The sequence below is a fragment of the Antrihabitans auranticaus genome (assembly GCF_016481275.1).
Lineage (GTDB): Bacteria > Actinomycetota > Actinomycetes > Mycobacteriales > Mycobacteriaceae > Antrihabitans.
On sequence record NZ_JAEMNW010000007.1, the window covers coordinates 40,079 to 61,280 of the forward strand.

Consider the following 21,202-nt stretch of genomic DNA (forward strand, 5'->3'; position numbering starts at 1 on the left):
TGAGCTGTCACTCCAACTGCTGGCGTAGTTGCGCGAGGGTCCTGCCGAGCAGGCGGGAAACGTGCATCTGCGATATGCCCAGCTTCTCAGCGATCTGGGTTTGTGTCATGTTGCCGAAGAAGCGGTAGAGCAGGACGGCGCGCTCGCGCTCGGGTAGTGCGGCGAGCAGTGGCCGCAGCGCTTCGTGGTTTTCGACGTTCTCGAGCGCGGAGTCGTAATCGCCGAGCGTTTCCACAAGCGGCAGCTCGCCGGACCGATTGCCGACCGTACTGTCGACGGAAACCGTCTGGTACGCGTTGCCTGCGACGATGCCCTGCGCAACTTCGTCAGGATCGATTTCGAGAACCTTCGAGAGTTCCTTGACTGTCGGTGGCCGACCGAGGGTCTGTGACAGGTCGCCGATCGCCTTGCTCAACGAAAGGTGCAGTTCCTTCATCCGACGCGGCACCCGAACCGCCCAGCCGGTGTCACGGAAGTGGCGCCGGACCTCACCCATGATCGTCGGGACCGCGAACGACACGAAGTCCGAGCCCCGACTGACATCGAACCGATTCACCGCATTGACCAGCCCGAGCCGGGCGACCTGAACGAGGTCGTCGTGCGCTTCGCCGCGGCCGTCGAAGCGGCGCGCAATGTGCTCGGCAAGCGGAAGGCACCGAACCACGAGTTTCTCGATGAGTTGATCGCGCCGCGAATCACCGGGTTCCAGGGCTTGCAGCTCTTGGAAAGTCGCCGTCACATCCGCGTAGTCGTCGGATGTACGTGACGAGGAATTGGAGTCCCCGCTCGGTCTCACGCGTCGCTGACTTTGGTCTTGGTGAACTCGATGGTGGCGACGATTCCGTTCGCCTGCTCCGGATCGGCGTCTCGTGTCATCACGATGGAGTCGGTCAGCGTATTCAGAACGTGCCAGCCGAACGACCGCTGGCTGGTCGTATCCAATTCCGAGACTTGGGCATTGATGGTGACACGCAACTCCTCCGGCGTCGACTGGAAGCGGCAGGACAGTGTGGTGCCCTCGAGTGCGCGCAGGATCAGGATCGAACACGCCTCGTCCATTGCGAGCCGGACGTCCGCGATGGAATCGAGATCGAAATCTGCCTGGCCCGCGATCGCGGCCGAGACAGCGCGAATTATCGACAACTGCGAAGCGTCCGCGCGGACAAGCAACTCGACCGCGGGCGGCGATTGATTCTGGATCGGATCGATCGCCTCGACTTTCGCCATCACTCCTCCATCTGGCGTCGGCTCGGTCTTCCGAACAGTTGCATAGTTCGCCTTTCGGGATTCGCAGAGGGTGCTCTGCTTTCTTGCACAGTAGCGAGTCTGTGTGGACGCCTAGAACCGCAATACCCGAAACTTCGGTCGGCAAACGTTTCTCGGCGTCGCGTGTGCCGGAGTCATAGGCTGTAATCACTTGACCAGGAAACGTAGCGCGGAGAAGTAGGCGGAACCAGCATGGACGGCGAGGAGCGACCTGACGTGGGTCGCATGTGGGTGCCGCCGCAACGTGTCGGACCGCAACGAATCCAGCCCGAACCGCGATCGGGTGGCTTCGCCCGGGTAATCGTGACAGTTCTCGTTCTCGCCGGCGTGGTCGGCGGCCTCGGGCTGGCGTCGGACCAGTGGGATCTTGGAAAGCTCTTCGACGGCAGGCCGGGCTCGACGTCCGACGCCCGCGGCGCGCTGCCGGTCGAGGTACCCAAGCCGCCGCTCGACGTGAATGCTGTTGCGGCAGCTGTCAACCCCACGATCGTCAACATCAACGTCACAGTGGGGCCGCTGGAACTGGAAGGCGCCGGTACCGGCATCATGCTGACCCCGGACGGTCAAGTGCTGACCAGCCACCACGTCATCAAGGGTGCGGTGACCATCAGCGTCACCGATGTCGGGAACGGCCTGATCTACGACGCCACGCCCGTCGGCTACGACAGCAGCCACGACATCGCACTGCTGCAACTCGTCAACGCTGCGGACCTGCCCGCCGCGCGCATCGGTGATTCCGAGACGGTCGACGTAGGCGACGAGGTGGTCGCGATCGGCAACGCCGGTGGGGTCGGCGGCACGCCGACCGTCTCGCCGGGCAGAACGACGGACCTGGACGGTTCGATCGTCGCGCGCAACGAATCCGACTATTCGCGGAAGGTACTCAACGATCTCATCGAGATCGAAGCCGAAGTCCGGGCTGGGCAATCGGGCGGCGCTCTCGTGAACAGCACCGGCGAAGTGGTGGGCGTGATCACAGCGGCCTCGCTGAATCCGGAGGCCGAGAATATCGAATCGACCACTCCGACAGCGGTTCCCGGCAGTGGGCCGGTCGAACCGGTCGAGCCCACGCAGGCATACGCGGTCCCGATCGATCAGGCGATGCAGATCGTCGCGCAGATCCGGTCAGGTCAGCGGACCGACACCGTGCATATCGGTCCAACGGCGACGCTCGGTGCGCTGGTCAGCAACGATGACCGAGGCGCGCGCGTCGAAGTGGCAATTTACGGGACGCCCGCGTACGAGGCGGGGCTACGTAGCGGCGACGTGATCACAGCGGTCGACGAGCAGCCGATCGATTCTTCGACGGCACTGCGGATCGAGTTGAACGGACGCACGCCAGGTGACGCGCTTCGGCTTGCAGTGACCGACGAGGCAGGCGCCTCGCGGATCGTCTCGGTGACGTTGGCCGACGGTCCGCCGAACTAGCTGTTCCGCACGTGCAGGTTTGGCACCGATACGCCTCGGGTAACGCTCTGCTGCAAGCAACCAACACGGAGGTGTAACTAAGTGGCAAACGAAAACAGCGGTCCCCAGGAAGGCATCCGAGGCGTCGTCGAAGGCGTCAAGGGTAAAGCCAAGGAAGCTGCCGGTAGTGTGCTCGGCCGTGACGACCTCGCTCGCGAAGGCCAGGCACAGCAGGACAAGGCCGAATCGCAGCTAGAGGCCGCAAAGCGCGAAGCCCAAGCGGAGAAGGCCCGCGGCGAGGCGAAGGTGGACGAAGAGCGCCAGCGCGCGGAGCAGAATCGCTGACAGATACTTCCGAGCGAGTCGATGGCCCCACCGAGAGGTGGGGCCATCTTCGCGTAGCGGGGCGATTTTCCGGGTAACCGGAAGGCATGAGTGATTTGCCGACCGTGGGTGTGGAGGAGGAGTTCCTCCTTGTCCACCCGCAGTCCGGTTATCCGGCGCCCCGCAACAAGGAGGTCGCTGCCGCGGCCGCGGACACCGGGGTCGAGCTTCAGCTCGAGTTGACGACCTGCCAGGTCGAGACCACCTCGCCGGTTGCGACCAGCGCCGCGCAGTTGCGCAAGCAGCTCGTCGACCTTCGCAAGACAGTGGTGAAAGCGGCGGAGACAGTCGGTGTCCGGGCATTGGCAGTCGCGGTTCCGCCCGATGAACACGACGAATTTCCTGTCACGGACACACCCCGCTACCGGCGCATCGACGAGCGTTTCGGGGCGATCGCCCGCGAACAGGGCATTTGCGGATGTCACGTTCATGTCGAGATACCCGATGTCGAGGTGGCGATCCGCGTCAGCAATCACCTGCGGCCGTGGCTGCCGACCCTGCTTGCGCTGACAGCGAATTCGGCGGTGTACCGGGGAGTCGACACCGGATATGCGAGTTGGCGTTCGGTGCTCTGGTCGCGATGGCCGAGCGCCGGCCCGCCGCCCTACCTGCGGGATGCCGACCACCACCGTGCGATCGTCGAAATGATGCTCGCCAGTGGAGCGATCGTCGACGACCGGATGATCTATTGGGACGTACGACTTTCGACGCACCTGCCGACCGTCGAAGTCAGAGTCAGCGATGTGCCGGCGACCGTCGACGAGACCGTGCTGCTGGCCACGCTGGTGCGGGCCGCCGTGATCACCGCGATGCGGCAGATCGACGACGGGGAGGACGGCCCGCACGTCGCAGCAGAAATCCTGCGCGTGGCGTACTGGAAGGCAGCGCACGACGGCCTCACGGGTGACGCGATCGACGCCTTGGCAGGACGCGTAATCCCGGCTGCCGACATGGTCCGCACCCTCGTCGACCATGTCAGACCCGCACTCGAAGACCTCGGCGAATACCAGGAGACGACAGAACTGCTCGACTCGGTGCTTGCCAGAGGCAACGGCGCAGTAACCCAACGAAATGCCCTGCGTGAGCGCGGTGCGATCGCCGATGTTGTCGACGCCTGCGCGCACGCGACCAACTTGTGAGGACTTGAATGACCGTCATCGAACAACCCGCGAAGAAATCGAGCACCCCGCGGAGCGTGATAGGTGACTACCTCGGCGAGCAGATCGACAAGATCTTCGCCGGCGAGATGGCCCTGCGCCTCGGCGAAGACGCGGTCCACGCCACCCGTGTGGCGATCAGGCGACTGCGTAGCACGCTGCGCACACTGCAGCCGCTGTTCGATACTGCTGCGACGAAGCATCTCGACTTGGAATTGCGCTGGTACGCAGACATATTGGGGCGCGCACGGGATGCGCAGGTGCAGCGCAAGCGCCTAGTGGCAGCGATCGAGGAGATACCGCCGGAGCTCGTGCTCGGGCCTGTCGTCAACCGCATTCGGCAGGACCTGTCCGCTGCCGAGGCCGAGGCATTGGCCGACGCCGCCGACGCTCGAACCGACGACAGATACGAGAACCTGATGGCCGCGCTGCGCGCCTGGGAAACCGAACCCCGGTTCGCCACTCGCGGCGTCGGAAAGAAGCGGTTGCGCAAGCGCGTAGAGAAAGCATCTCGCAAGGCGCGCAAACGTTTATGGGGCGCGATCGAGGCGCCGGATTCCGAGGAAGAAATGCACCGCGCCCGCAAGTCGGCCAAGCGCGCACGCTACGCCGCCGAGCTCGCAGTGCCCGTGTTCGGCAAGCGCGCACGGTCGACGATGAAGAGCCACAAGAAGGTTCAGCGTATTCTCGGCGAACATCACGACAGCGTCGTCTCCGCCGAGCTGATCCGGACACTGGCGGTGCGCGCCGGCACCGCACCCGGCGAGAACGGGTTCACCTACGGGCTCCTGTATGCCGGTCAGCGCCGCGCCGCGCACCTCGCGAGAGCCAAAGTGATCCGCCGCAGCTTTCGCTGAAGGGAGTTGTGAATACCCGATCGAGAATTCCTGAGCAGCAACGTTTCTCAGGGGGTGCCGGGTTTACCAGGAAGTTATTCCGGGTAAACCAGGAACAGGCCGGACGACGGTGTTCGGCCAATTCGAGTGAGGTGCACGATGATCATTCTCGGCCTGGTTCTAGTCCTTGCCGGATTCATATTCGGCATATCCATCCTGACGACTGTCGGGATCATTCTCGTCGTTGTCGGCGCAATTCTTGCCGTACTCGGTTCCACCGGCCGCGCGGTCGGCGGTCGAGCGCATTACTACTGAGTTGGACCGCACCGAGGTTCGACCACACTGAGGTTCGGTCACGCTGACTCGAGTCGCCTCTTCTCCGCTTCGACGTCGAAGGTGGCGGGCGGCCAATCGAGGTTCAGCCGCTCCAGCGCATCGATCAAAAGTTCGGTGACTGCCAAGCGGCTGAACCACTTTCGGTCTGCAGGCACGATGTGCCACGGCGCGATGTCGGTGGACGTCCTATCCAGCACGGCCTGGTAGGCCTCCTGGTAGGCCGGCCATAATTCGCGCTCGTCGACGTCGCGCGGGTTGTACTTCCAGTACTTGTCCGGCCGTTCGAGTCGCTCCATCAGGCGCTTCTTCTGCTCGTCGAGCGACACGAACAGGGCGACCTTGACGATCGTGGTTCCGGACGCGGCGACCTCGCGTTCGAACTCGTTTATCTCGTCGTAGCGGGCCGACCACACCTCCGGCGGCACCAAGTTGTGCACGCGGACGACCAGGACGTCCTCGTAGTGCGAGCGGTCGAACACCCCGATCTGCCCTCCCCGTGGGAGGGCTTTCCTGATGCGCCACAGGTAGTCGTGGCTCTTCTCCTCCTCGGTCGGCACCCCGAACGACGCGTGGTCCACGCCCTGCGGGTCGACTTGACCGATCACGTGCCGGACGATCCCGCCTTTTCCGGCGGTATCCATGCCCTGCAGGACCAGCAGCACCGACCTGGTGTCACCCGAGCGCCCGTTCGCAAACAGCTTTTCCTGCAGGGCACCCACCACGGTGGCGCGCTCGAAAAGTAGCGCGGCTGCGGCCGCTTTGTCGCCGTTGAATCCTGGAGTTGCAGATGCATCGAGGCCGGCCAGGAGCTGACCGGGGGAGAACCGCAGCGCGCTACCGGCCGGGGTTTGCCATCCGCTGCTTGCTTTCGACATGTGTGGACTGTGCCATACAGAGTCAGCCCGCGGGCTTGGTCGCCGTCACGAATTGGGCGACGCCGTGGATCTCCTGCTCGATCTCGGTCAGTCCGGCGTCGGCGAAGATGTCGGTGAACGTCGTGCGATCGAACATTCGGACACCGACGGTCCTGGCGCCGAGCGTCAGCGGCGTGCTGATGAGCGGATGCTCGCGGGTATAGCTCGTCATGATCGCGATACGGCCGCCCGGCGCGAGCACGCGGATGAGTTCGACAACCACGGTCAGCGGTTCGGGCACGAGATACAGCGCCGCATAGCAGCAGACAGCATCGAACGTGCCATCGTCGAACGGCAGATTCCGGGCGTCGCCGCGCACGTATGCCGCGGTGCCGCTGCGGTTCTCGCGCGCCGCCTGCAGCAGCATCGGTCGCGAGATGTCGAACCCGATCGCGATGCCCTGATCCGACAGCGCCGCGCCGAGACTCTTGGTGAAGTTGCCGGGTCCGCAGGCGACGTCGAGGACTTTCTTGTCGTCACGCAGCCGCAGATCCTTGACCGCTTTGGCGCGCTCGTCCATTCCGGACAGACCGTAGAAGCCGAGCGCAGCAACGCCGACCGGTCGCCACAGCCGCTCGTAGATGGCCGCGACGAACTTGCTGTTCATCGCGCGCTGCGCTGCAGTCGGCTGCGGTGCCTCGACGGGGCCGATCAGGTCGATGAAGCCCTCGTTCGATGCGGCTCGTGCGGCCTGTGCTGCCGGGCGCAGAAGGATTCGAGCACGGTCGAGCGCGCCGTCGACGCTGGAAATGCTCACGGCGCGACGACGTTTCCGCGGCCAAGCTCGCCGTAGGTCGCGCCCGTCAGTTCGACAGACTTCTCCCACAGTCCGGCAGCTTTGTCCTCGTCGCGGGCGCGCCGGGTCCGTGGCGAGCGGCGGACCGGTCCCTTCATTCCGTTGAAGTCGTTGGGGCCCAGGTAGTCGTCGTTGCGGACGTCGGGCATCGTCGCGGCATAGAGCTGGCTCAGCGCCCCCGACTTCTCGTCGGTGCCGACAACCCGGAGGCCCAGATGCATTGCGGGCAGCGCACCCGGAACACGGGGCACCATCGAGTCGAAAAGATTGGTCGCAGCGACGCCGGGGTGTGCAGCGACTGCCAGCAGTGGCAGCCCTGCCGCTGCGCTACGTCGCGCTAGCTCGGCACTGAACAGCAGGTTTGCAAGCTTGGACTGGCTGTAGGCACCCATCCGCGTGTATCGGCGATTCTCGAAGAACAGGTCGTCGAGGCGGATCGTGCCCTGGCGGTGCGCGATGCTCGCCAGCGTGACCACGCGTGGTGCGGGCGCTTTGAGCAGTGCCCCGAGCACGCCGTCGGTGAACGCGAAATGACCCAGATGATTTGTGCCGATCTGCATTTCGAAGCCATCGGAGGTGTGCGCGAACGGAATCGCCATGACGCCGGCGTTGTTTATCAGAACGTCGATGTGGGGGACCGCTGCCGTGACTTCTGCTGCTGCCGATCGAATCGACGCGAGGTCGGCAAGGTCGAGCGGGATCAGCCGATGGTCAGCGGCCGGGCCGGCTCCGCGGATCTGCTCGAGCGCAGACTTGCCGGTCGTCTGGTTGCGGCACGCGAGCAGAACTTGCGCACCCGCACCGGCCAGCGCTGTCGCGGATTTCAACCCGAGACCGTTGTTCGCACCGGTGATGAGTATCGTCCGGCCGGTCTGGTCCGGAATGTCGTCGACCTGGAATTTCTTGTGCGCCAATGCACTTTCCTTGGTCATTCACTAGCCTCTCGGTCTTGTGCTTCGACTTCTTCGAGCGTTTTGGGGAGGTAGTAGGGCGGCTGACCGTTGCCCTCCACCCGGTATCGGCCCCAGAGATCGCGGTCGCTCACAGTGACAGGTGCCGACCCGGTTGGCGTCTCGAGGGTTCCGGTTGCGCGCTTGCCGCCGACCAGTTCGTCGAGCGCTTCGCTCGGCCGCAGTCGCCCGTACCAGTGGTACCGGCCGTCGACCGGCGCAAAGTTGCCCCGCAGATCCGCCTCGACGTCGACCGTGCCGCCGTCCAACTGCAATGTCACCGGACCGGTGTAGTCGGATTCGTCTGCGGCTTCGGACATCGGTGCTCCTTACGTTCGCGCCGAGAGAGCAACGTGAAGGGGCTGATCGTGATCGATCGTGATTCCGGCCAGCCCGCTGGCGGCGTCGATCATGCCCTGCACGAGACCGCTGAGGTAGCGGACGAACTCATCGTCGGGCAGTGGGCGCTCGCGCGCCTCGTTCGGGCCGATCCACCAGTCGGTGGCCGACGCGACCGCACCGAAGATCGAGAACGCGACGAGTTCGGCCCGCGTCACGTCGACCTGTGGACTGTCGAGTGTCTCGGCGAAGAGGGTGGCGATCCGGCGCGCGGAATCCTGCGCGGCCTGCAACGCGCGCTCGGACTCGTCACCCTGGCGCGTGAAGTGGCCGTGCACGAGAAACCGGAACAGGTTCGGGTTCTCGGTCACGATCAGCACGTACTCGGCGGCGCACCGCCTGGTGAGTTCGGCCATCGGGTCGGAGACGAGGTTGATGCTTCCGAGGGTGCGGGTCCAGAGCGTGGTCTGCACGTGCGCGACGATCGCGGCGTAGAGGTCGAGTTTGTTCTCGAAATGCCGGTACAGCTTGGGCTTCGCCGCGCCGGCCTCGCGCGCGATGTCGTCCATGCTGACCTCCGGACCGAACCTCGCGATCGCCCGAACAGCTGCTTCGACGAACTCTGCCCGTACCTGTTTTCGGTGTTCGCGCCACCGTTCGGTCCGAGCGTCGACGCGGCTGTTTCCAGCCGCGTCGGCGTCGGTTCGCTGGCGCTTGGCACCGTGCGTGAGTCGGGTCACACCCCGGATGGTACCTAATACTCTTGGTACCGGCTAAGGACTAGCTCAATCGCTCCACCGACAGCTTCATCCCGGCCGCGCGATAGCGGTCGGGCAGGGTGTCGCCCATGACCGTTGCCGGAGTGACGATTCCGGCGAGGTCGGCGAGGTTGTCGTCGAACGCGAGCGACAACCCGCATTCGCCGAGCAGCACTGCGGTCGCCTTGTAACCGGGATCGCCCTGGGCGGTGAACGTTGCGCGGTACTTGGCGCCCGACGTCGTGCGCGAGAAGGTCTGCATCGTGAAAAAGCCACTGTCCCGCGTCTTTTCGCTCGGACCCGTGCCTGGTTTCGGCAGCACCCGATCGAGAATCTTCTTGCCGAATCCGCGCGACATGAGAACACCGAGCACCGATGTCGCGACTATTCCACCCGTCATACCCGCGGCGATCGCCGGCGCGACCACCGACTTTCCGACGCTCATCACCTCGGTGTAGCGGAAGTTCTTGCCATATGCCCAGCCGAGCAGAGAGTTGCTGCGCCGCACGATCTTTCCGTTGTGCATCGCCATGATGAAGGTGCCGACCCAGCCATCCAGGCTCGGATCGATCGAACTCGCGCGGGCGGTGGCAACGTCGGTCTGCCGTCCCAGGTCGGGTTCGAGGGCGCGGTCCGGGCTCAGCGAATACGGGTCGGTGACGACACTGCGCTTGGCCGGATTCTCGGCGATCGCCTCCATCATCGCGCGACCGGAATCGATGGTGCCGCCACTCGCACCGCCCTTGATCTTCGCGACCAGAGTGGTGTTCTCCAACTCCCCGGTGTTGTCGGCGAGGGCCTGCTTGTAGATCAGGTAGACGTTCAGATCCGAAGGGACGGAATCGAAGCCGGCCGAGTTGACGATCTTCGCACCCGACTCGACGGCGGCGTCGTGGTAGCGGTCGATGCACTCGCGAATGAACATCGGTTCGCCCGTGAGATCCGCGTAGTGGGTTCCCGCCTGCGCACAGGCCTCGACGAGCGGCAGGCCGTAGCGCAGGTACGGGCCGACCGTCGTGACGACGACCTTCGTCGACGAGGCCATCGCGTCGAGGTCGGCCTGCTTGGTGGAGTCTGCGACGACGAGTTCCCACTGTGCGGCCGCGGCGCCGAGCTCGTCGCGAACGGCCTCGAGCTTCGCGCGTGAGCGTCCCGCGAGCGCGATCCGTGCCTGCTCGGGAGCCGCTTTCGCGAGGTACTGGGCGGTGAGCTTACCTACGAAACCTGTTGCCCCGAATAGAACAATGTCGAAATCGCGTTCCGCGACCATGCTTCTCCGATCGAGAGATTCAGTGTGCTCGAGAGATTCAGTGTGTTTTGAGTTCGGCCTTGCGAGCGAGTTGCCACTGCTCGTTCTGCTTGCCGAGTTCGGTGGCCGGCGGCTCGCCGTACAGCCATTCGCGCGCGATGAGGTGCCAGTTCGCGGTCGAATTGAGCTGCCCGAGAACGCCGAACGTCAGGAAGTCGGCGCGCCGGGAAAAGAGGTGCTCTGGCGGGAGGTTCTGCAGCTTCATGCCACCGAACTCCGATTGGCGCGGGTCGACCGCCAACAAGAATGCGCCGCTGGCAAGTTCGGGAGTGATCTCGAGGTCCTGGTCGACGAGGCACCAGCCCGACCCCGCGTATACGTAGTCGAGGCATTCGTCGACGGTCACCTTGGCTGTCTTCTTGATGACGCCGCGCTTGACCATCAACTTGTAGAGGTCCTCCCCGCGATCTTCCGCGGCTGCGCGCAAACAGGATGCTTCGAACTCGACGTGTTCGGGGTCCATCGTGTTGAACAAGCCGAAATCGAGGAAACTCACGCGCCCGTCCGCGCCGACGAGGACGTTTCCGGGGTGCGGATCGCCGCAGAACTCGTAGTTGACGAACATCGACCCGACGTAGAACCGGTAGATGATCTCGCCGATCCGGTCACGCTCGGCCTTCGGCAGGACCCGGATCTGTTCGAAGCCGATGCCTTCGATGTAATCGGTGACGAGGACCCGTCGACCGCACAGCTCGGGGATGCTCGTCGGCACGAAGATGAACGGATGGTCTGCGAACTCCTCCGCGACCCGCTGCTGGGTGGCAGCTTCGGCCGGATAGTCGAGCTCTCGCTCGAGATTGCGGCCGAGTTCTTCGAGCAGTGCCGGAGTGATCCACGGAATGATCGCCTGGAGGAACTTGGCGAACATCGTGAGGTTCTTCAGATCGGCGCGCACGGCCGCTTCGATGCCCGGATACTGCACCTTCACCGCGACGACGCGACCGTCGTGCAACTTCGCCCGGTATACCTGCCCGATGGACGCCGCCGCGATCGCGTGCTCGTCGAAATCGGCGAAGATCGCGTCGAGGGGCTTACCCAGATCCTCTTCGATGACCCGTCGCATCGCGCTGAACGACGTGGTAGGTGCGCTGTCGCGCAGGACCGCCAGCTTCTGCTGAAACGTTTCGCGGTGGCTCGGTGGCACCAGATCCATGTCGAGAATCGACAGCATCTGGCCGAGCTTCATTGCTACGCCCTTCATGCTGCCGAGAACGGCGACAACCTGTTCGGCTGCACGAATGGTCGATTCTTCGGCCAACTTCTGGCGCACTTCTTCGGACCGCCCGAGCATTTCCACGCGAGTGCGCTGACTGCGTAGCAACTGCGTCGCAGCTACGACGCCGAGCTTCGATCCACGGGCCAACCTCGATGTCGGAACCCTTCTAGCCATTGACGAACCTCCGCTTCTGATCCTCGCACGACGATGGCGCCGATCGGATGCATCAGTGCGTTCGATTGGCGGCAAGTGCGCGGTCGCCCTCATTCTTACTCGAGAGTCAGACCGGTGCGTGGTACGGGTTGCCTACGATCAGGCGTCGGTTTTGGGAAGCGGGTGAGACATGGAGTTGAACACCTCGGCGGATCCGCCGACCCGGTAGATGCCCTCTATCGAACTCCAGACCATCATGACCAGGTAATCCGTCAGTTCGTCTGCGCTGATCGACTCGTTGGAAATCCACCAGTGCGTCGCGAGTTGAATACCGCCGACGATGCAGTACGACCACGGCACCGAACCCGCGGTCGACAGCCCGTGCGACGCAATACGCGCGCCAACAACGACGCTGAGCGCATCGGCGATCATTCGCTCGGAATCGGCGAGCGCATCCCGGTCCGACCCGTTCGACATCACGTAGCGGTAGATGTCGGTATCGGCGGAGATCGTTTCGACGTACGCGGTGATTGCCGATCGGACCAGGTCGTATTCCTCCAGCTGTTCGCCGATCGCCTCGTAGATGCGCGGCGCGAGAACAACCTCGACGAAGCGCAGCATCGCGGCGTTCGTCAGATCGTTCTTGTCAGTGAAGTAGCGGTAGAGAACGGTCTTCGACACGCCGATCTCGGCGGCGATCTGGTCCATCCCGATTCCGCCACCGAGCTTGCGAATCGCGGCGAGTGTTCCGTCGACCAGTTCCTCGCGGCGCGCGACCTTGTGTTCTTGCCAGCGCTGCTTACGGCCGTCGGGTTTGATCCGCCTACGACCACGGCTGCCGTCGGTGCCCTCGAGGTCGGCGTTCACTGTCAGTTTTTCCGGCACTGTGGTTCTCTCGCCCCGCGTCGTCATTTCGGTGTGCGTGTCGGTCGTTTTGCCAGTTCAGCTTAAGCCCGATCGGAATCGCCCGTAGCGGCGACGCTTGCGTGCTGTCCGGATTGGGCACAATGAGCGTGTGCCCTCAATCACGCAAGGACGCGAGACCGAGCAGGCCGGTGCTGCGCCTTCGCCGGTGCTGCGCAAGTCCGCCCCACCGGATGCAGACGCCGCGAAACGCCGCGATCTGTTCCGGATGAAGGTCGTCGCCACCGGATTCCTCGCCGTCGCGACGGTGATCTACCTGTTCTGCCGCTGGCAGGAATCGCGCGGCGCCGGCGCGTGGGTCGGGTACGTTCGCGCAGCGTCGGAAGCAGGCATGGTCGGTGCGCTCGCGGACTGGTTCGCCGTCACGGCGCTGTTCCGGCATCCGCTCGGCCTCCCGATTCCGCACACGGCGATCATCAAGAAGAAGAAGGACCAGCTGGGCGAAAGTCTCAGCAGCTTCGTCGGTCAGAACTTCCTCGCACCCGACGTGGTCACGGAGAAGATCGCGTCCGCACAGATTCCGTTGCGCATCGGCACGTGGATGGCGCAGGAAAAGAATGCCGACCGCATCGCAGCCGAGACCTCGACGCTGCTGCGTGCCCTGCTCACGGTCCTGCGTGACGAAGACGTGCAGCAGGTCATCGACCACACGATCGTCCGGCGCATCGCCGAGCCCCAGTGGGGTCCCCCGATCGGCAAGGTGCTCGACGAGTTGCTCAAGGAAAACCGGCAAGTTCCGTTGGTCGACATGCTCGCAGAGCGGGCGCATCAGTGGGCGCTGGGCAGCCAGGAGACGATCGATCGCGTCGTCCTTCGCGATTCGCCGCAGTGGTCGCCGAAGTTCGTCGACATCCTGCTGTCGGAGAAGATCTACCGCGAGCTTGTGGAGTTCACCTGGAAGGTCCGTACGACGCCGGACCATGAGGTCCGGATGGCCGCGAACCGGTTCCTCGTCGACTTCGCGCACGATCTGCAATTCGACGAGGCAACCGTGCAGAAGGCCGAGTCCATCAAGGCCGAGATCATGGGCCGTGAGGAGATCACCGGCCTCGCCGAAGCGACCTGGCGGGTGGCGAAGCGGATGATTCTCGAGTCCGTCGACGACCCGAGCAGCACGCTTCGCCGGAAGGTCCGCGAGAACGTGCAGCAACTGGGTCAGCGTTTGCGCGACGACGAGGAAATGCGCCTGAAGGTCGACCGCTGGCTGCAGGGCGGCGCGCGCTATATCGCGGCCAACTACGCCGGCGAAATCACGACGATCATCACCGACACGGTCGCACGGTGGGACGCCGAAGAAGCGAGCAAGAAGATCGAACTCCAGGTCGGCCGCGACCTTCAGTTCATCCGAATCAACGGCACCGTCGTCGGGTCACTGGCCGGCCTCGCGATCTACACGATCTCCCATCTCATGTTCGGTAGCTGAAGCTCAGCGCAGGGTCGAGTTCGCCAGCACGGCGTACTGCGCGATGGCCTTCTCGCTCAAGTCCTTCTTGTCGTCGCTGGTCACCGACGCCAGGTAGGTGCGGTAGCGCACGTAGCACCCGAATTGGGGCCCGTCCGGTTCCGCGGCGGTGTCCTCGAAGCAGATGGTCGAGTCCTTTATCTCCGCCGGACTGTCGAACTGCTTGCGCGTGTCCGTCGAATTGACGACGTCGGTCTGCAACTTCGTGGTCGCCGCATCATCGCGAGCCTCGATGACACTGCCGTCCTTCGTTGCCGAAACCTGCACGACCCCGGCCTCGGTCAGCAGCGGGAGCAGTCGCTCCCGGTCGTCCTTGGACAGGAAGTGCGCGAAGCCCTTCGGGCCGTAGGCCCAGTTCTCGTGACCGTCGACGGTGATCCCGCCCGGACTGGTCGACAGACCTCGCTCGAAGACGCCGTAGGGGTCGGCAGGCAGGTCGGCGATCTCGTCCTCGGGGGTTGCCTTGAACTCGTCGAGCAGCGGGAATTGCGCGTCGTAGGCCTTGCGCACCATTCCGGTCAGCGCGTTCAGGTCGGGTGCCGGCCTGAAGACGAAGACGTCCACCACGAACGGTCCGTGGGCCGTCGTGGCGGCAAGGGACGCGATATTGGGTCGCCAGTGCGAGTTGGCTTCGGGGTAGCCCGGAATCTGAACCTTCTGATTCAAATCTCGCGCCTCGTCGAAATCGGCTTGATCGATCTCGCGTGCGGCGGCCTCGGCCGCAGCGTCGTCGGGGAAGCGGAGAACCGTCATCGTGATCGTCGACGAGTTCGCGGCACGATCTCCTTCCGGCGTGAGCGGAACATCGCTACCGGACACGACGAATCCGCCGAGCAGGCCGTGCCGCTCGATCACCGGCCGGGCAACGCCGGCGAACAGATTGTTGTACAGATCGCCGGCCGCTTCGTCGGGAGTGAGAACGGTCCCGACGCGGCTGAGCCAGTTGTCGTCGAGGGTCGGATCGATGTCGGACGGTGCTGCGACGGCATCCCCCAAGCGCATGGATTCCAGTGCGATGCCCTGGGTCTGGGTGCGCGGGTCGGCGACTTCGGTCGGCTCGGGAGAGTAGTCGCCGATCTCGTTGTCGAACGTGGAAACGTCGGGCTCTCCGGCTGCCGGCGTGCCGGAGACCGTGCCGCAGGCACTCAGTGTCGCGGCCGCGAGAACGATGCCGAATACGGCCCGCTTTCGGCGGCTGTGCTGCGCAAACTTCGAGGCGATCATCGCCGAACACCCTTCTCGTGAACTCACAGGAATGTCACTCGATGGATAGGCGAACGCGCACCCCAAGCGCCGCCGAAACATCGCAGGATGATCGAAACTCTACCTACTCGTTCGGCCTCATAAAGGCTCGTACCTCGGACAACCGGAATGTGACCGACGCCTCGCCAGCACGCTAGCGCGGTGCTTGCAACAGCTAGCACTCTCGCTTACGCTGGGTTTCAGTACCCCGAACAGGAGTGAGCCGATGCCGGATTTGCCCGAAGTTCCCGACGCGGGAACGTCCGACCTCGAAGCAGAGGCCGGCGCGGGCGAACTGGCCGCACGTGTTGTAAAGGTAAAGGACGCCGCACAAGACATCGGTAGTTTCATCCGCGCCCAACGCGAGGCAGCGCACGTTTCGTTGCGCCAACTCGCATTGCTGGCGGGTGTGAGCAATCCCTATCTCAGCCAGATCGAGCGGGGCTTGCGTAACCCTTCTGCCGAGGTACTCAGCCAGATCGCGAAAGGTCTCCGGGTTTCCTCGGAGGCGCTGTATGTACGAGCGGGCTATCTGGAGCAGCGTCCTTACAGCCCGGTCCGGGACGCACTGTTGGCGGATGTCGCCATAACAGAGCGGCAGAAGCAGGTGCTTCTGGAAATTTATGAATCGTTCTGTCGCGAGAACGTTTCGCCTGAAGATGAGCTCGAGCCCTCCGGTGAGGCCGAGTTGACAGCCGAGTCAAGTCCTAGAACAGGAGAGCAAGATGAGTGAGTCCACAGAGAAGGGTCTCGAAACTGTGAAGAAGCCGATCTACGCAACCGTAGGTGCCGGCGACGCAGTTGTTCAGGCTGTTGCAGACGTGGTCGCCAAGGCACGTGAGCGTGCCGGCAGCACCGATGTTTCGGGTCGTGTCGAGGAAGCTCGTGAGCGTTTCGCATCGCTGCCCGCCGATGTCCAGGAGCAGATCGAGAACCTGCGCGAGCGTCTCGCGGGCCTGCCGTCCGAGCTGCCCGAAGAGCTTGCGGAACTGCGTGAGCGTTTCACCGTCGAGGAGCTTCGCAAGGTTGCCGAGGAATACCTGAAGATCGCGACCGATCTGTACGCCTCGCTCGCAGAGCGTGGCGAAGAGACCGTCGAGCGCCTGCGCGGCAACTCGGTCGTCGAAGGCCGTCTCGAGCGTGTCGAGGGTCTCGTCGACGATGCACGTGGCCGTGTCACCGAAGCCACCAAGCCGGTCCGTGACCAGGCTGCCAAGCTTCGCGAGCGCGTGACGGGTCGCGCCGAGGAAGCCGCCGACGCCGCTCAGGATGCGGTTACGGCTGCGCAGGACGCCGTCTCGGACGCCGTCGAGGAAGCCACCGCAGCGGTCAAGAAGGCGACTGCTCGCAAGGCTCCCGCGAAGAAGGCGCCGGCCAAGTCGGCTCCGGCCAAGAAGGCTCCGGCCAAGAAGGCTCCCGCCAAGAAGGCGACCAGCTAGTAAAGCGGTGACACCTCGCTAGGTGTTCGCAGATTGCGGCCGCCCTCGCGCCTACCCGGCGCGGGGGCGGCCGCTTCTATGATGGTGTGGTGTTTACCGCCGTCGCCGGCTTGACCGGCTGGATAATGCTCCTTTTACAGATCGCTGCGCTGATCGCGGCGGCTTTTGCGCTGTTCCACGCTGTTCGGCAACGCAAGGATGCGTACCCGGCGGTGGACAAGCTGACGAAGCCGGTCTGGCTCGGTATCCTGGCGGCCTCGATCGTCATCATCTACCTGTTCCACCCGGTGTCGTTCCTGGGAATCATCGCGGTAGTGGCGGTCGGCGTCTATCTGGTCGATGTTCGGCCCCGCGTCGACGAGGTACAGCGCGGTAGCCGGTGGTAGCTCCCAGCTAGCACTAACCTTGACAATGAGCATTGTGACAATTACCGTGGAGACAACGGCGCAAGCAAGTTAGCCGTCCACGAGCACCAATGCTGTTGCGAGGGAGTAAGCAGTATGACGATCACAGAAGTCCGCAACGACGAGCTCAGCACCGAAGATCTCTGGGCCGCGCGCTTGGTCAAGGCACGAGACCGGGACGATACCGGCCGCCGACTGCTCGCGTCCTCCGCGAAGATGTCCTACGACCCCATGGTGGAAGTCGACTGGGAAGCGCCGGTCCCCACCGACAAGTACGGCATGACGCCCGAGTGGAGCAGCCTCTACGGCACGCCGCTCTGGGACACGATGACCGAAGAGCAGAAGATCACGCTCACCAAGCACGAAGCCGCCAGCATCGCCGGCACCGGGCTGTGGTTCGAAATGATCCTCATGCAGATGTTGCTGCGCGACGTCTACGACCAGGATCCGTCCAGCCCGCACGTCCAGTTCGCACTCGCCGAGATCGCCGACGAATGCCGGCACTCCACGATGTTCGCGCGCTCGGCCGAGCGGTTCGGCATCCCGTCCTACCGGCCGAAGTGGTGGGTCCACCAGGCGGCGCGCGTGTTCAAGACCGTCGCGAGCGGTTCGCTCGCCTACGGTGGCACGCTGTTCGCCGAAGAGGTTCTCGACATGATGCAGCGCGACTTCATGCGTGACGATCGCGTGCAACCGATCACCAGGACCGTGAGCAAGATTCACGTCCTCGAGGAAGCCCGCCACATCCGGTTCGCCCGCGAAGAGACGGTCCGCCGCCTCGAGGAGAGCAACCCGATCGGCCGCGCCGGTGTGCAGTTGGTCCTCGGCGTCACCGCTTACTTCATCCTGACCAGCCTCGTACACGACGACGTGTACAAGGCCGCCGGTCTCGACGTGAAGGAAGCCAAGAAGGCTGCGCGCGAGAACGAGCACTACCACCGCAAGCTCCGCGAGGGTTGCAGCAAGACCGTCGAGTTTCTCGACGCTGTCGGGCTGATCGGTGGCCCTGCCAAGTTCCTGCTGCGCCGCGCGCACGCACTCTGACGACATGGTCAACTTCCTGGCAAGCGAGTCCGCGCGTGTGCTGCGCGGGCTCGCCGGCGTGCTGGCTCCACCGGCATCGTCACAAACTCGACCGGCGGACTCGACCGAGTACCGCATCGACGATCTTGCGCGCGAGGCAGGCGTCAGCGTGCGGAATGTCCGGGTCTATCAGGACCGCGGGCTGCTGCCGCCGCCGCGCCGCGAGGGCCGCACGGGCTGGTACAGCGAGTCGCATCTCGCGCGCCTCAACCTGATCAACCGGATGCTCGACCGCGGCTACACGTTCGCGACTATCAGCGAATTGCTCACCGCGGCCCAGTACGGCATGCGTGTCGAGGAGGTTCTCGACACCGACCGACTGGACAAGGCCGCGGCGGGGCCGACCGCGGTAACCCCTGAGGAGCTCCGTGAGCTCTTCGGTGACGCCGACTTCGATGCGAACATCGTTCGTGCGCAGAAGAGTGGTTTGCTCAAGCGTGAGGGACAGGGCTACCGGATCGCGAATCCTCGCCTCGTCGAGGCGACAAAGCTGCTGACCGACGCGGGTGTGCCCATCGACCGCGTCCTCGACAACGCGGGTGTGGTTCGAATGGACCTGCGCGATGTCGCCGACCGTTTTGTGAAACTGGTCACAGATCAGTACATCCCGGCCGACGGCGAGCCCTTCACGCTGGACGAAGAGGCAATCGCGCGGCTCGCCGACCTCAGTAACAAGGGCCGTGCGCTGGTACACGACGTGGTTCACTCTTTGCTGGTCGACGTCATGGAAGAGGCAATTTCCGCCGCCGTCGAGCAGGCGGTGCAAGGACTTTCCGTACCGCGCGCCGAAGAAAAATCGCCTGCGGCAGTTAACGATCCGGCCAAGAAACCCGAATAGCTAGCGAGCAGTCGTAACGCTAAGGTGTGATGGCTGCAACACAAAGGAGTGTTAATGAGCACACAACGAAGTCGTGCGCGCGCGCTGGTCGAGTCGGGTCTGGGAACAGTCGAATCGTTCGTCAAGCGGCACGGTCCGACGGACCGCCATTGGAACGACGAGCTGCTGCGCGATGCGCAGGCGGCCGATGTGATCGATGTCGTGACCACGGACGGCGCCAAGCTTCGCGTGCACGCATACGGACCGGCCACCGCCGATCCGATTGTGCTCATCCACGGGTGGACCTGCCGCATCGAGTACTGGAACCCGCAGATCAACGTCCTTTCTTCGAAGCACCGCGTCATCGTTTTCGATCAGCGTGGGCATGGCAAGAGCGATCTCGGCAAGCGGAAGGCATCCGCGGAGGTTCTCGCCGACGACCTCGCCGCAGTGCTGCAGGCAACGATTCGCCCGCGCAAGAAGGCAGTCCTCGTCGGTCACAGCATGGGCGGCATGACGATCATGGCCTGGGCGGCCAAGTACCCCGAGCAGGTCAGCCGCTATGCGAGTGCTGCGATCCTGACCAACACCGGTGCCGACGAATTGCTGTCGAACACGACCGTGATCCCGTTCCTGTCATCGGTCAAGAACGTTCAGAAGGCCGTCGGCCGCTATGTCATCGGGGCGCCCGTGCCGCTCGCACCGGTTCGTCCGCTGACTCACTCGGTTTTCAAGGCGCGGATCATGAGCCCGACGTCGTCGCGCGAGCAAGTAGATTTCTGTCTCCGGATCGCGACCGCATGCAAGGGTCGCGCACGCGGCGCCTGGGGCATCGCGCTCGCTGATATCGACGTCGTCGCCGGCTTGCGGAACCTCGCCGTACCGACCTCGGTTGTCGGCGGTTCGGTCGACAATCTGACCCCGCCGAGCCACTCGGTCCGGCTGGCAGAGGCGCTCGATGCAGCAGGTCACTTGGACCGGCTCACGATCCTGCCCGGCATCGGCCACATGGGAAATGTCGAAGCGCCCGAAGCGTTCAACGCCGAGGTCGTCCGGATGCGCACGCTGTCGAAGCGTCGCCGCGCACGCACCACGGCAGCTGCTGCAGGATAGCTAGCTGAAGACCACGGTCTTGCCGCCGTGGACGAGGATGCGGTCTTCGAGATGCCAACGTAGACCGCGCGCCAACACCAGCTTCTCGATGTCGCGACCCTGGCGAACCATGTCGCGAATCTCGTCGGCGTGATCGACGCGAATGACGTCCTGCTCGATGATCGGTCCGGCATCGAGGTCGGCCGTGACGTAGTGGCACGTTGCGCCGATCAACTTCACCCCACGCGCGAATGCCTGGTGGTAGGGCCGTGCGCCGACGAACGACGGCAAGAAGCTGTGATGGATATTGAGGGCTCGCCCGGCCCATTGCACGCACAGTTCCGGCGGTAGCACCTGCATGAACCGTGCCAGGACGACAGCGTCAGGATTGTGCTCGTCGACGAGATCGCGCATCCGGTCGAAGGCCGGACCCCGCTCCGCTGGATCACGCGGGAACGGGACGTGGTGGAACTTCACGCCGTGCGCCTCGACCACCCCGGCGAGGTCGGCGTGGTTGCCGATGACCGCGGCGATCGTCGCGGGAAGTTCCCCACCTGCCGCCCTGCCCAGCAGGTCGTGCAAGCAGTGCGCTTCCTTGCTGACCAGTAGAACGATCTTCTTTGTCGCGCCCGAGTCGGTCAGCGCCCAGTCGGTTTCCGGACCGAACTCGGCGGCGAGCCGGGCGAAGCGTTCCCGCAGTTCGTCGACATCGCTGGTGACCGACGACGCGCGGACCGCCTGGCGCGTGAAGAACCAGCCGGTGTCCGGGTCCGCGTGGTAGCCGGCTTCGACGATCGAGCCGCCCTGTTCGGCGATGAACGTGCTGATCCGAGCCACAATGCCGACCGCGTCTGGGCAGCCGAGCGTGACGACGTAGCGACGGTCGTCTGCGGTAGTGGGCGCAACCATGCCGCCCAG

24 protein-coding genes are annotated in these 21,202 nt (G+C 64.3%); 12 read left to right on the forward strand and 12 right to left on the reverse strand.

Annotated elements, in window-relative coordinates:
- Positions 1 to 7: 7 nt before the first annotated feature.
- Positions 8 to 796 carry a SigB/SigF/SigG family RNA polymerase sigma factor gene (locus JGU72_RS24340; RefSeq protein ID WP_199686693.1) on the reverse strand — a complete coding sequence of 263 codons (789 nt, stop codon included), beginning with the start codon at positions 794 to 796 and terminating at the stop codon, positions 8 to 10.
- Complete coding sequence (locus JGU72_RS24345; protein WP_199686694.1) at positions 793 to 1,227, reverse strand: ATP-binding protein; 435 nt, start codon at positions 1,225 to 1,227, stop codon at positions 793 to 795. Before JGU72_RS24345 ends, JGU72_RS24340 begins: the two co-directional genes overlap by 4 nt.
- Before the next feature lie 231 nt (positions 1,228 to 1,458).
- Between JGU72_RS24345 and JGU72_RS24350 the strand changes: the two genes are divergently transcribed.
- The 5 genes from JGU72_RS24350 (at position 1,459) to JGU72_RS24370 (ending at position 5,365) form a co-directional block, all read left to right on the forward strand.
- Positions 1,459 to 2,694 carry a S1C family serine protease gene (locus tag JGU72_RS24350; protein ID WP_199686695.1) on the forward strand — a complete coding sequence of 412 codons (1,236 nt, stop codon included), beginning with the start codon at positions 1,459 to 1,461 and terminating at the stop codon, positions 2,692 to 2,694.
- Between the two features lie 81 nt (positions 2,695 to 2,775).
- Positions 2,776 to 3,018 carry a microaggregate-binding protein 1 gene (gene mbp1, locus JGU72_RS24355; protein ID WP_199686696.1) on the forward strand — a complete coding sequence of 81 codons (243 nt, stop codon included), beginning with the start codon at positions 2,776 to 2,778 and terminating at the stop codon, positions 3,016 to 3,018.
- Positions 3,019 to 3,104: 86 nt separating this feature from the next.
- Entirely contained in the window at positions 3,105 to 4,196 is a 1,092-nt protein-coding gene (locus JGU72_RS24360) for a glutamate--cysteine ligase 2 (protein ID WP_199686697.1), read from the forward strand.
- Between the two features lie 8 nt (positions 4,197 to 4,204).
- The gene (locus JGU72_RS24365; RefSeq protein WP_199686698.1) at positions 4,205 to 5,071 is read left to right on the forward strand and encodes a CHAD domain-containing protein; all 867 of its coding nucleotides are present in this window, start codon (positions 4,205 to 4,207) and stop codon (positions 5,069 to 5,071) included.
- Between the two features lie 138 nt (positions 5,072 to 5,209).
- On the forward strand, positions 5,210 to 5,365 hold the full coding sequence (locus JGU72_RS24370) for a DUF6131 family protein (RefSeq protein ID WP_199686699.1): 156 nt from the start codon (positions 5,210 to 5,212) through the stop codon (positions 5,363 to 5,365).
- Positions 5,366 to 5,403: 38 nt separating this feature from the next.
- Here JGU72_RS24370 and JGU72_RS24375 read toward each other — a convergent pair whose 3' ends face one another.
- From JGU72_RS24375 to JGU72_RS24410, 8 genes are all read right to left on the reverse strand, one after another.
- On the reverse strand, positions 5,404 to 6,261 hold the full coding sequence (locus tag JGU72_RS24375; RefSeq protein ID WP_199686700.1) for a polyphosphate kinase 2 family protein: 858 nt from the start codon (positions 6,259 to 6,261) through the stop codon (positions 5,404 to 5,406).
- 22 nt (positions 6,262 to 6,283) lie between these two features.
- Positions 6,284 to 7,057: a class I SAM-dependent methyltransferase gene (locus JGU72_RS24380; RefSeq protein ID WP_307828587.1), complete on the reverse strand. Its 774-nt coding sequence runs from the start codon at positions 7,055 to 7,057 to the stop codon at positions 6,284 to 6,286.
- Positions 7,054 to 8,028 carry an oxidoreductase gene (locus tag JGU72_RS24385; RefSeq protein WP_199686701.1) on the reverse strand — a complete coding sequence of 325 codons (975 nt, stop codon included), beginning with the start codon at positions 8,026 to 8,028 and terminating at the stop codon, positions 7,054 to 7,056. Before JGU72_RS24385 ends, JGU72_RS24380 begins: the two co-directional genes overlap by 4 nt.
- A complete protein-coding gene (locus JGU72_RS24390; RefSeq protein WP_199686702.1) occupies positions 8,025 to 8,366 on the reverse strand; it encodes a DUF4873 domain-containing protein in 342 nt (113 codons plus the stop codon). Before JGU72_RS24390 ends, JGU72_RS24385 begins: the two co-directional genes overlap by 4 nt.
- 9 nt (positions 8,367 to 8,375) lie before the next feature.
- Positions 8,376 to 9,125, reverse strand: coding sequence for a TetR/AcrR family transcriptional regulator (locus JGU72_RS31330; RefSeq protein ID WP_199686703.1), 750 nt, complete (start codon positions 9,123 to 9,125; stop codon positions 8,376 to 8,378).
- A 40-nt stretch (positions 9,126 to 9,165) separates the two neighbouring features.
- A complete protein-coding gene (locus tag JGU72_RS24400; protein ID WP_199686704.1) occupies positions 9,166 to 10,413 on the reverse strand; it encodes a saccharopine dehydrogenase family protein in 1,248 nt (415 codons plus the stop codon).
- A 37-nt stretch (positions 10,414 to 10,450) separates the two neighbouring features.
- Positions 10,451 to 11,842, reverse strand: a complete 1,392-nt coding sequence (locus tag JGU72_RS24405) for an ABC1 kinase family protein (RefSeq protein ID WP_199686705.1) — start codon at positions 11,840 to 11,842, stop codon at positions 10,451 to 10,453.
- Positions 11,843 to 11,980: 138 nt separating this feature from the next.
- Positions 11,981 to 12,706, reverse strand: coding sequence for a TetR/AcrR family transcriptional regulator (locus JGU72_RS24410; protein ID WP_374101154.1), 726 nt, complete (start codon positions 12,704 to 12,706; stop codon positions 11,981 to 11,983).
- 247 nt (positions 12,707 to 12,953) lie between these two features.
- Between JGU72_RS24410 and JGU72_RS24415 the strand changes: the two genes are divergently transcribed.
- The gene (locus JGU72_RS24415; RefSeq protein WP_199686899.1) at positions 12,954 to 14,168 is read left to right on the forward strand and encodes a DUF445 domain-containing protein; all 1,215 of its coding nucleotides are present in this window, start codon (positions 12,954 to 12,956) and stop codon (positions 14,166 to 14,168) included.
- Between the two features lie 3 nt (positions 14,169 to 14,171).
- Here the strand turns inward: JGU72_RS24415 and JGU72_RS24420 are convergent, their stop codons facing one another.
- Entirely contained in the window at positions 14,172 to 15,431 is a 1,260-nt protein-coding gene (locus tag JGU72_RS24420) for a DUF7373 family lipoprotein (RefSeq protein WP_199686707.1), read from the reverse strand.
- Positions 15,432 to 15,675: 244 nt separating this feature from the next.
- Between JGU72_RS24420 and JGU72_RS24425 the strand changes: the two genes are divergently transcribed.
- From JGU72_RS24425 to JGU72_RS24450, 6 genes are all read left to right on the forward strand, one after another.
- Complete coding sequence (locus tag JGU72_RS24425; RefSeq protein ID WP_199686708.1) at positions 15,676 to 16,182, forward strand: helix-turn-helix domain-containing protein; 507 nt, start codon at positions 15,676 to 15,678, stop codon at positions 16,180 to 16,182.
- Positions 16,175 to 16,888: a heparin-binding hemagglutinin gene (locus tag JGU72_RS24430; protein ID WP_199686709.1), complete on the forward strand. Its 714-nt coding sequence runs from the start codon at positions 16,175 to 16,177 to the stop codon at positions 16,886 to 16,888. The genes JGU72_RS24425 and JGU72_RS24430 overlap by 8 nt, the downstream gene beginning before the upstream one ends.
- Before the next feature lie 89 nt (positions 16,889 to 16,977).
- Positions 16,978 to 17,274, forward strand: coding sequence for a DUF2516 family protein (locus JGU72_RS24435; protein WP_307828588.1), 297 nt, complete (start codon positions 16,978 to 16,980; stop codon positions 17,272 to 17,274).
- A gap of 114 nt (positions 17,275 to 17,388) precedes the next feature.
- Entirely contained in the window at positions 17,389 to 18,336 is a 948-nt protein-coding gene (locus JGU72_RS24440) for an AurF N-oxygenase family protein (protein ID WP_199686710.1), read from the forward strand.
- A 4-nt stretch (positions 18,337 to 18,340) separates the two neighbouring features.
- Positions 18,341 to 19,213 carry a MerR family transcriptional regulator gene (locus JGU72_RS24445; protein WP_199686711.1) on the forward strand — a complete coding sequence of 291 codons (873 nt, stop codon included), beginning with the start codon at positions 18,341 to 18,343 and terminating at the stop codon, positions 19,211 to 19,213.
- Positions 19,214 to 19,267: 54 nt separating this feature from the next.
- The gene (locus tag JGU72_RS24450) at positions 19,268 to 20,305 is read left to right on the forward strand and encodes an alpha/beta fold hydrolase (RefSeq protein WP_199686712.1); all 1,038 of its coding nucleotides are present in this window, start codon (positions 19,268 to 19,270) and stop codon (positions 20,303 to 20,305) included.
- On the opposite strand, the gene purU is transcribed toward JGU72_RS24450, so the two are convergent.
- Positions 20,306 to 21,193, reverse strand: coding sequence for a formyltetrahydrofolate deformylase (gene purU, locus JGU72_RS24455; RefSeq protein WP_199686713.1), 888 nt, complete (start codon positions 21,191 to 21,193; stop codon positions 20,306 to 20,308).
- Positions 21,194 to 21,202: the final 9 nt, after the last annotated feature.

Coding starts and splice junctions, on each gene's coding strand:
- JGU72_RS24345 (WP_199686694.1), bottom strand. CDS start 1,227: ATGGCGAAAGTCGAGGCGATCGATCCGATCCAGAATCAATCGCCGCCC.
- JGU72_RS24350 (WP_199686695.1), top strand. CDS start 1,459: ATGGACGGCGAGGAGCGACCTGACGTGGGTCGCATGTGGGTGCCGCCG.
- JGU72_RS24360 (WP_199686697.1), top strand. CDS start 3,105: ATGAGTGATTTGCCGACCGTGGGTGTGGAGGAGGAGTTCCTCCTTGTC.
- JGU72_RS24365 (WP_199686698.1), top strand. CDS start 4,205: ATGACCGTCATCGAACAACCCGCGAAGAAATCGAGCACCCCGCGGAGC.
- JGU72_RS24370 (WP_199686699.1), top strand. CDS start 5,210: ATGATCATTCTCGGCCTGGTTCTAGTCCTTGCCGGATTCATATTCGGC.
- JGU72_RS24375 (WP_199686700.1), bottom strand. CDS start 6,261: ATGTCGAAAGCAAGCAGCGGATGGCAAACCCCGGCCGGTAGCGCGCTG.
- JGU72_RS24385 (WP_199686701.1), bottom strand. CDS start 8,028: ATGACCAAGGAAAGTGCATTGGCGCACAAGAAATTCCAGGTCGACGAC.
- JGU72_RS24390 (WP_199686702.1), bottom strand. CDS start 8,366: ATGTCCGAAGCCGCAGACGAATCCGACTACACCGGTCCGGTGACATTG.
- JGU72_RS24400 (WP_199686704.1), bottom strand. CDS start 10,413: ATGGTCGCGGAACGCGATTTCGACATTGTTCTATTCGGGGCAACAGGT.
- JGU72_RS24405 (WP_199686705.1), bottom strand. CDS start 11,842: ATGGCTAGAAGGGTTCCGACATCGAGGTTGGCCCGTGGATCGAAGCTC.
- JGU72_RS24415 (WP_199686899.1), top strand. CDS start 12,954: ATGAAGGTCGTCGCCACCGGATTCCTCGCCGTCGCGACGGTGATCTAC.
- JGU72_RS24420 (WP_199686707.1), bottom strand. CDS start 15,431: ATGATCGCCTCGAAGTTTGCGCAGCACAGCCGCCGAAAGCGGGCCGTA.
- JGU72_RS24425 (WP_199686708.1), top strand. CDS start 15,676: ATGCCGGATTTGCCCGAAGTTCCCGACGCGGGAACGTCCGACCTCGAA.
- JGU72_RS24430 (WP_199686709.1), top strand. CDS start 16,175: ATGAGTGAGTCCACAGAGAAGGGTCTCGAAACTGTGAAGAAGCCGATC.
- JGU72_RS24440 (WP_199686710.1), top strand. CDS start 17,389: ATGACGATCACAGAAGTCCGCAACGACGAGCTCAGCACCGAAGATCTC.
- JGU72_RS24445 (WP_199686711.1), top strand. CDS start 18,341: ATGGTCAACTTCCTGGCAAGCGAGTCCGCGCGTGTGCTGCGCGGGCTC.
- JGU72_RS24450 (WP_199686712.1), top strand. CDS start 19,268: ATGAGCACACAACGAAGTCGTGCGCGCGCGCTGGTCGAGTCGGGTCTG.
- purU (WP_199686713.1), bottom strand. CDS start 21,193: ATGGTTGCGCCCACTACCGCAGACGACCGTCGCTACGTCGTCACGCTC.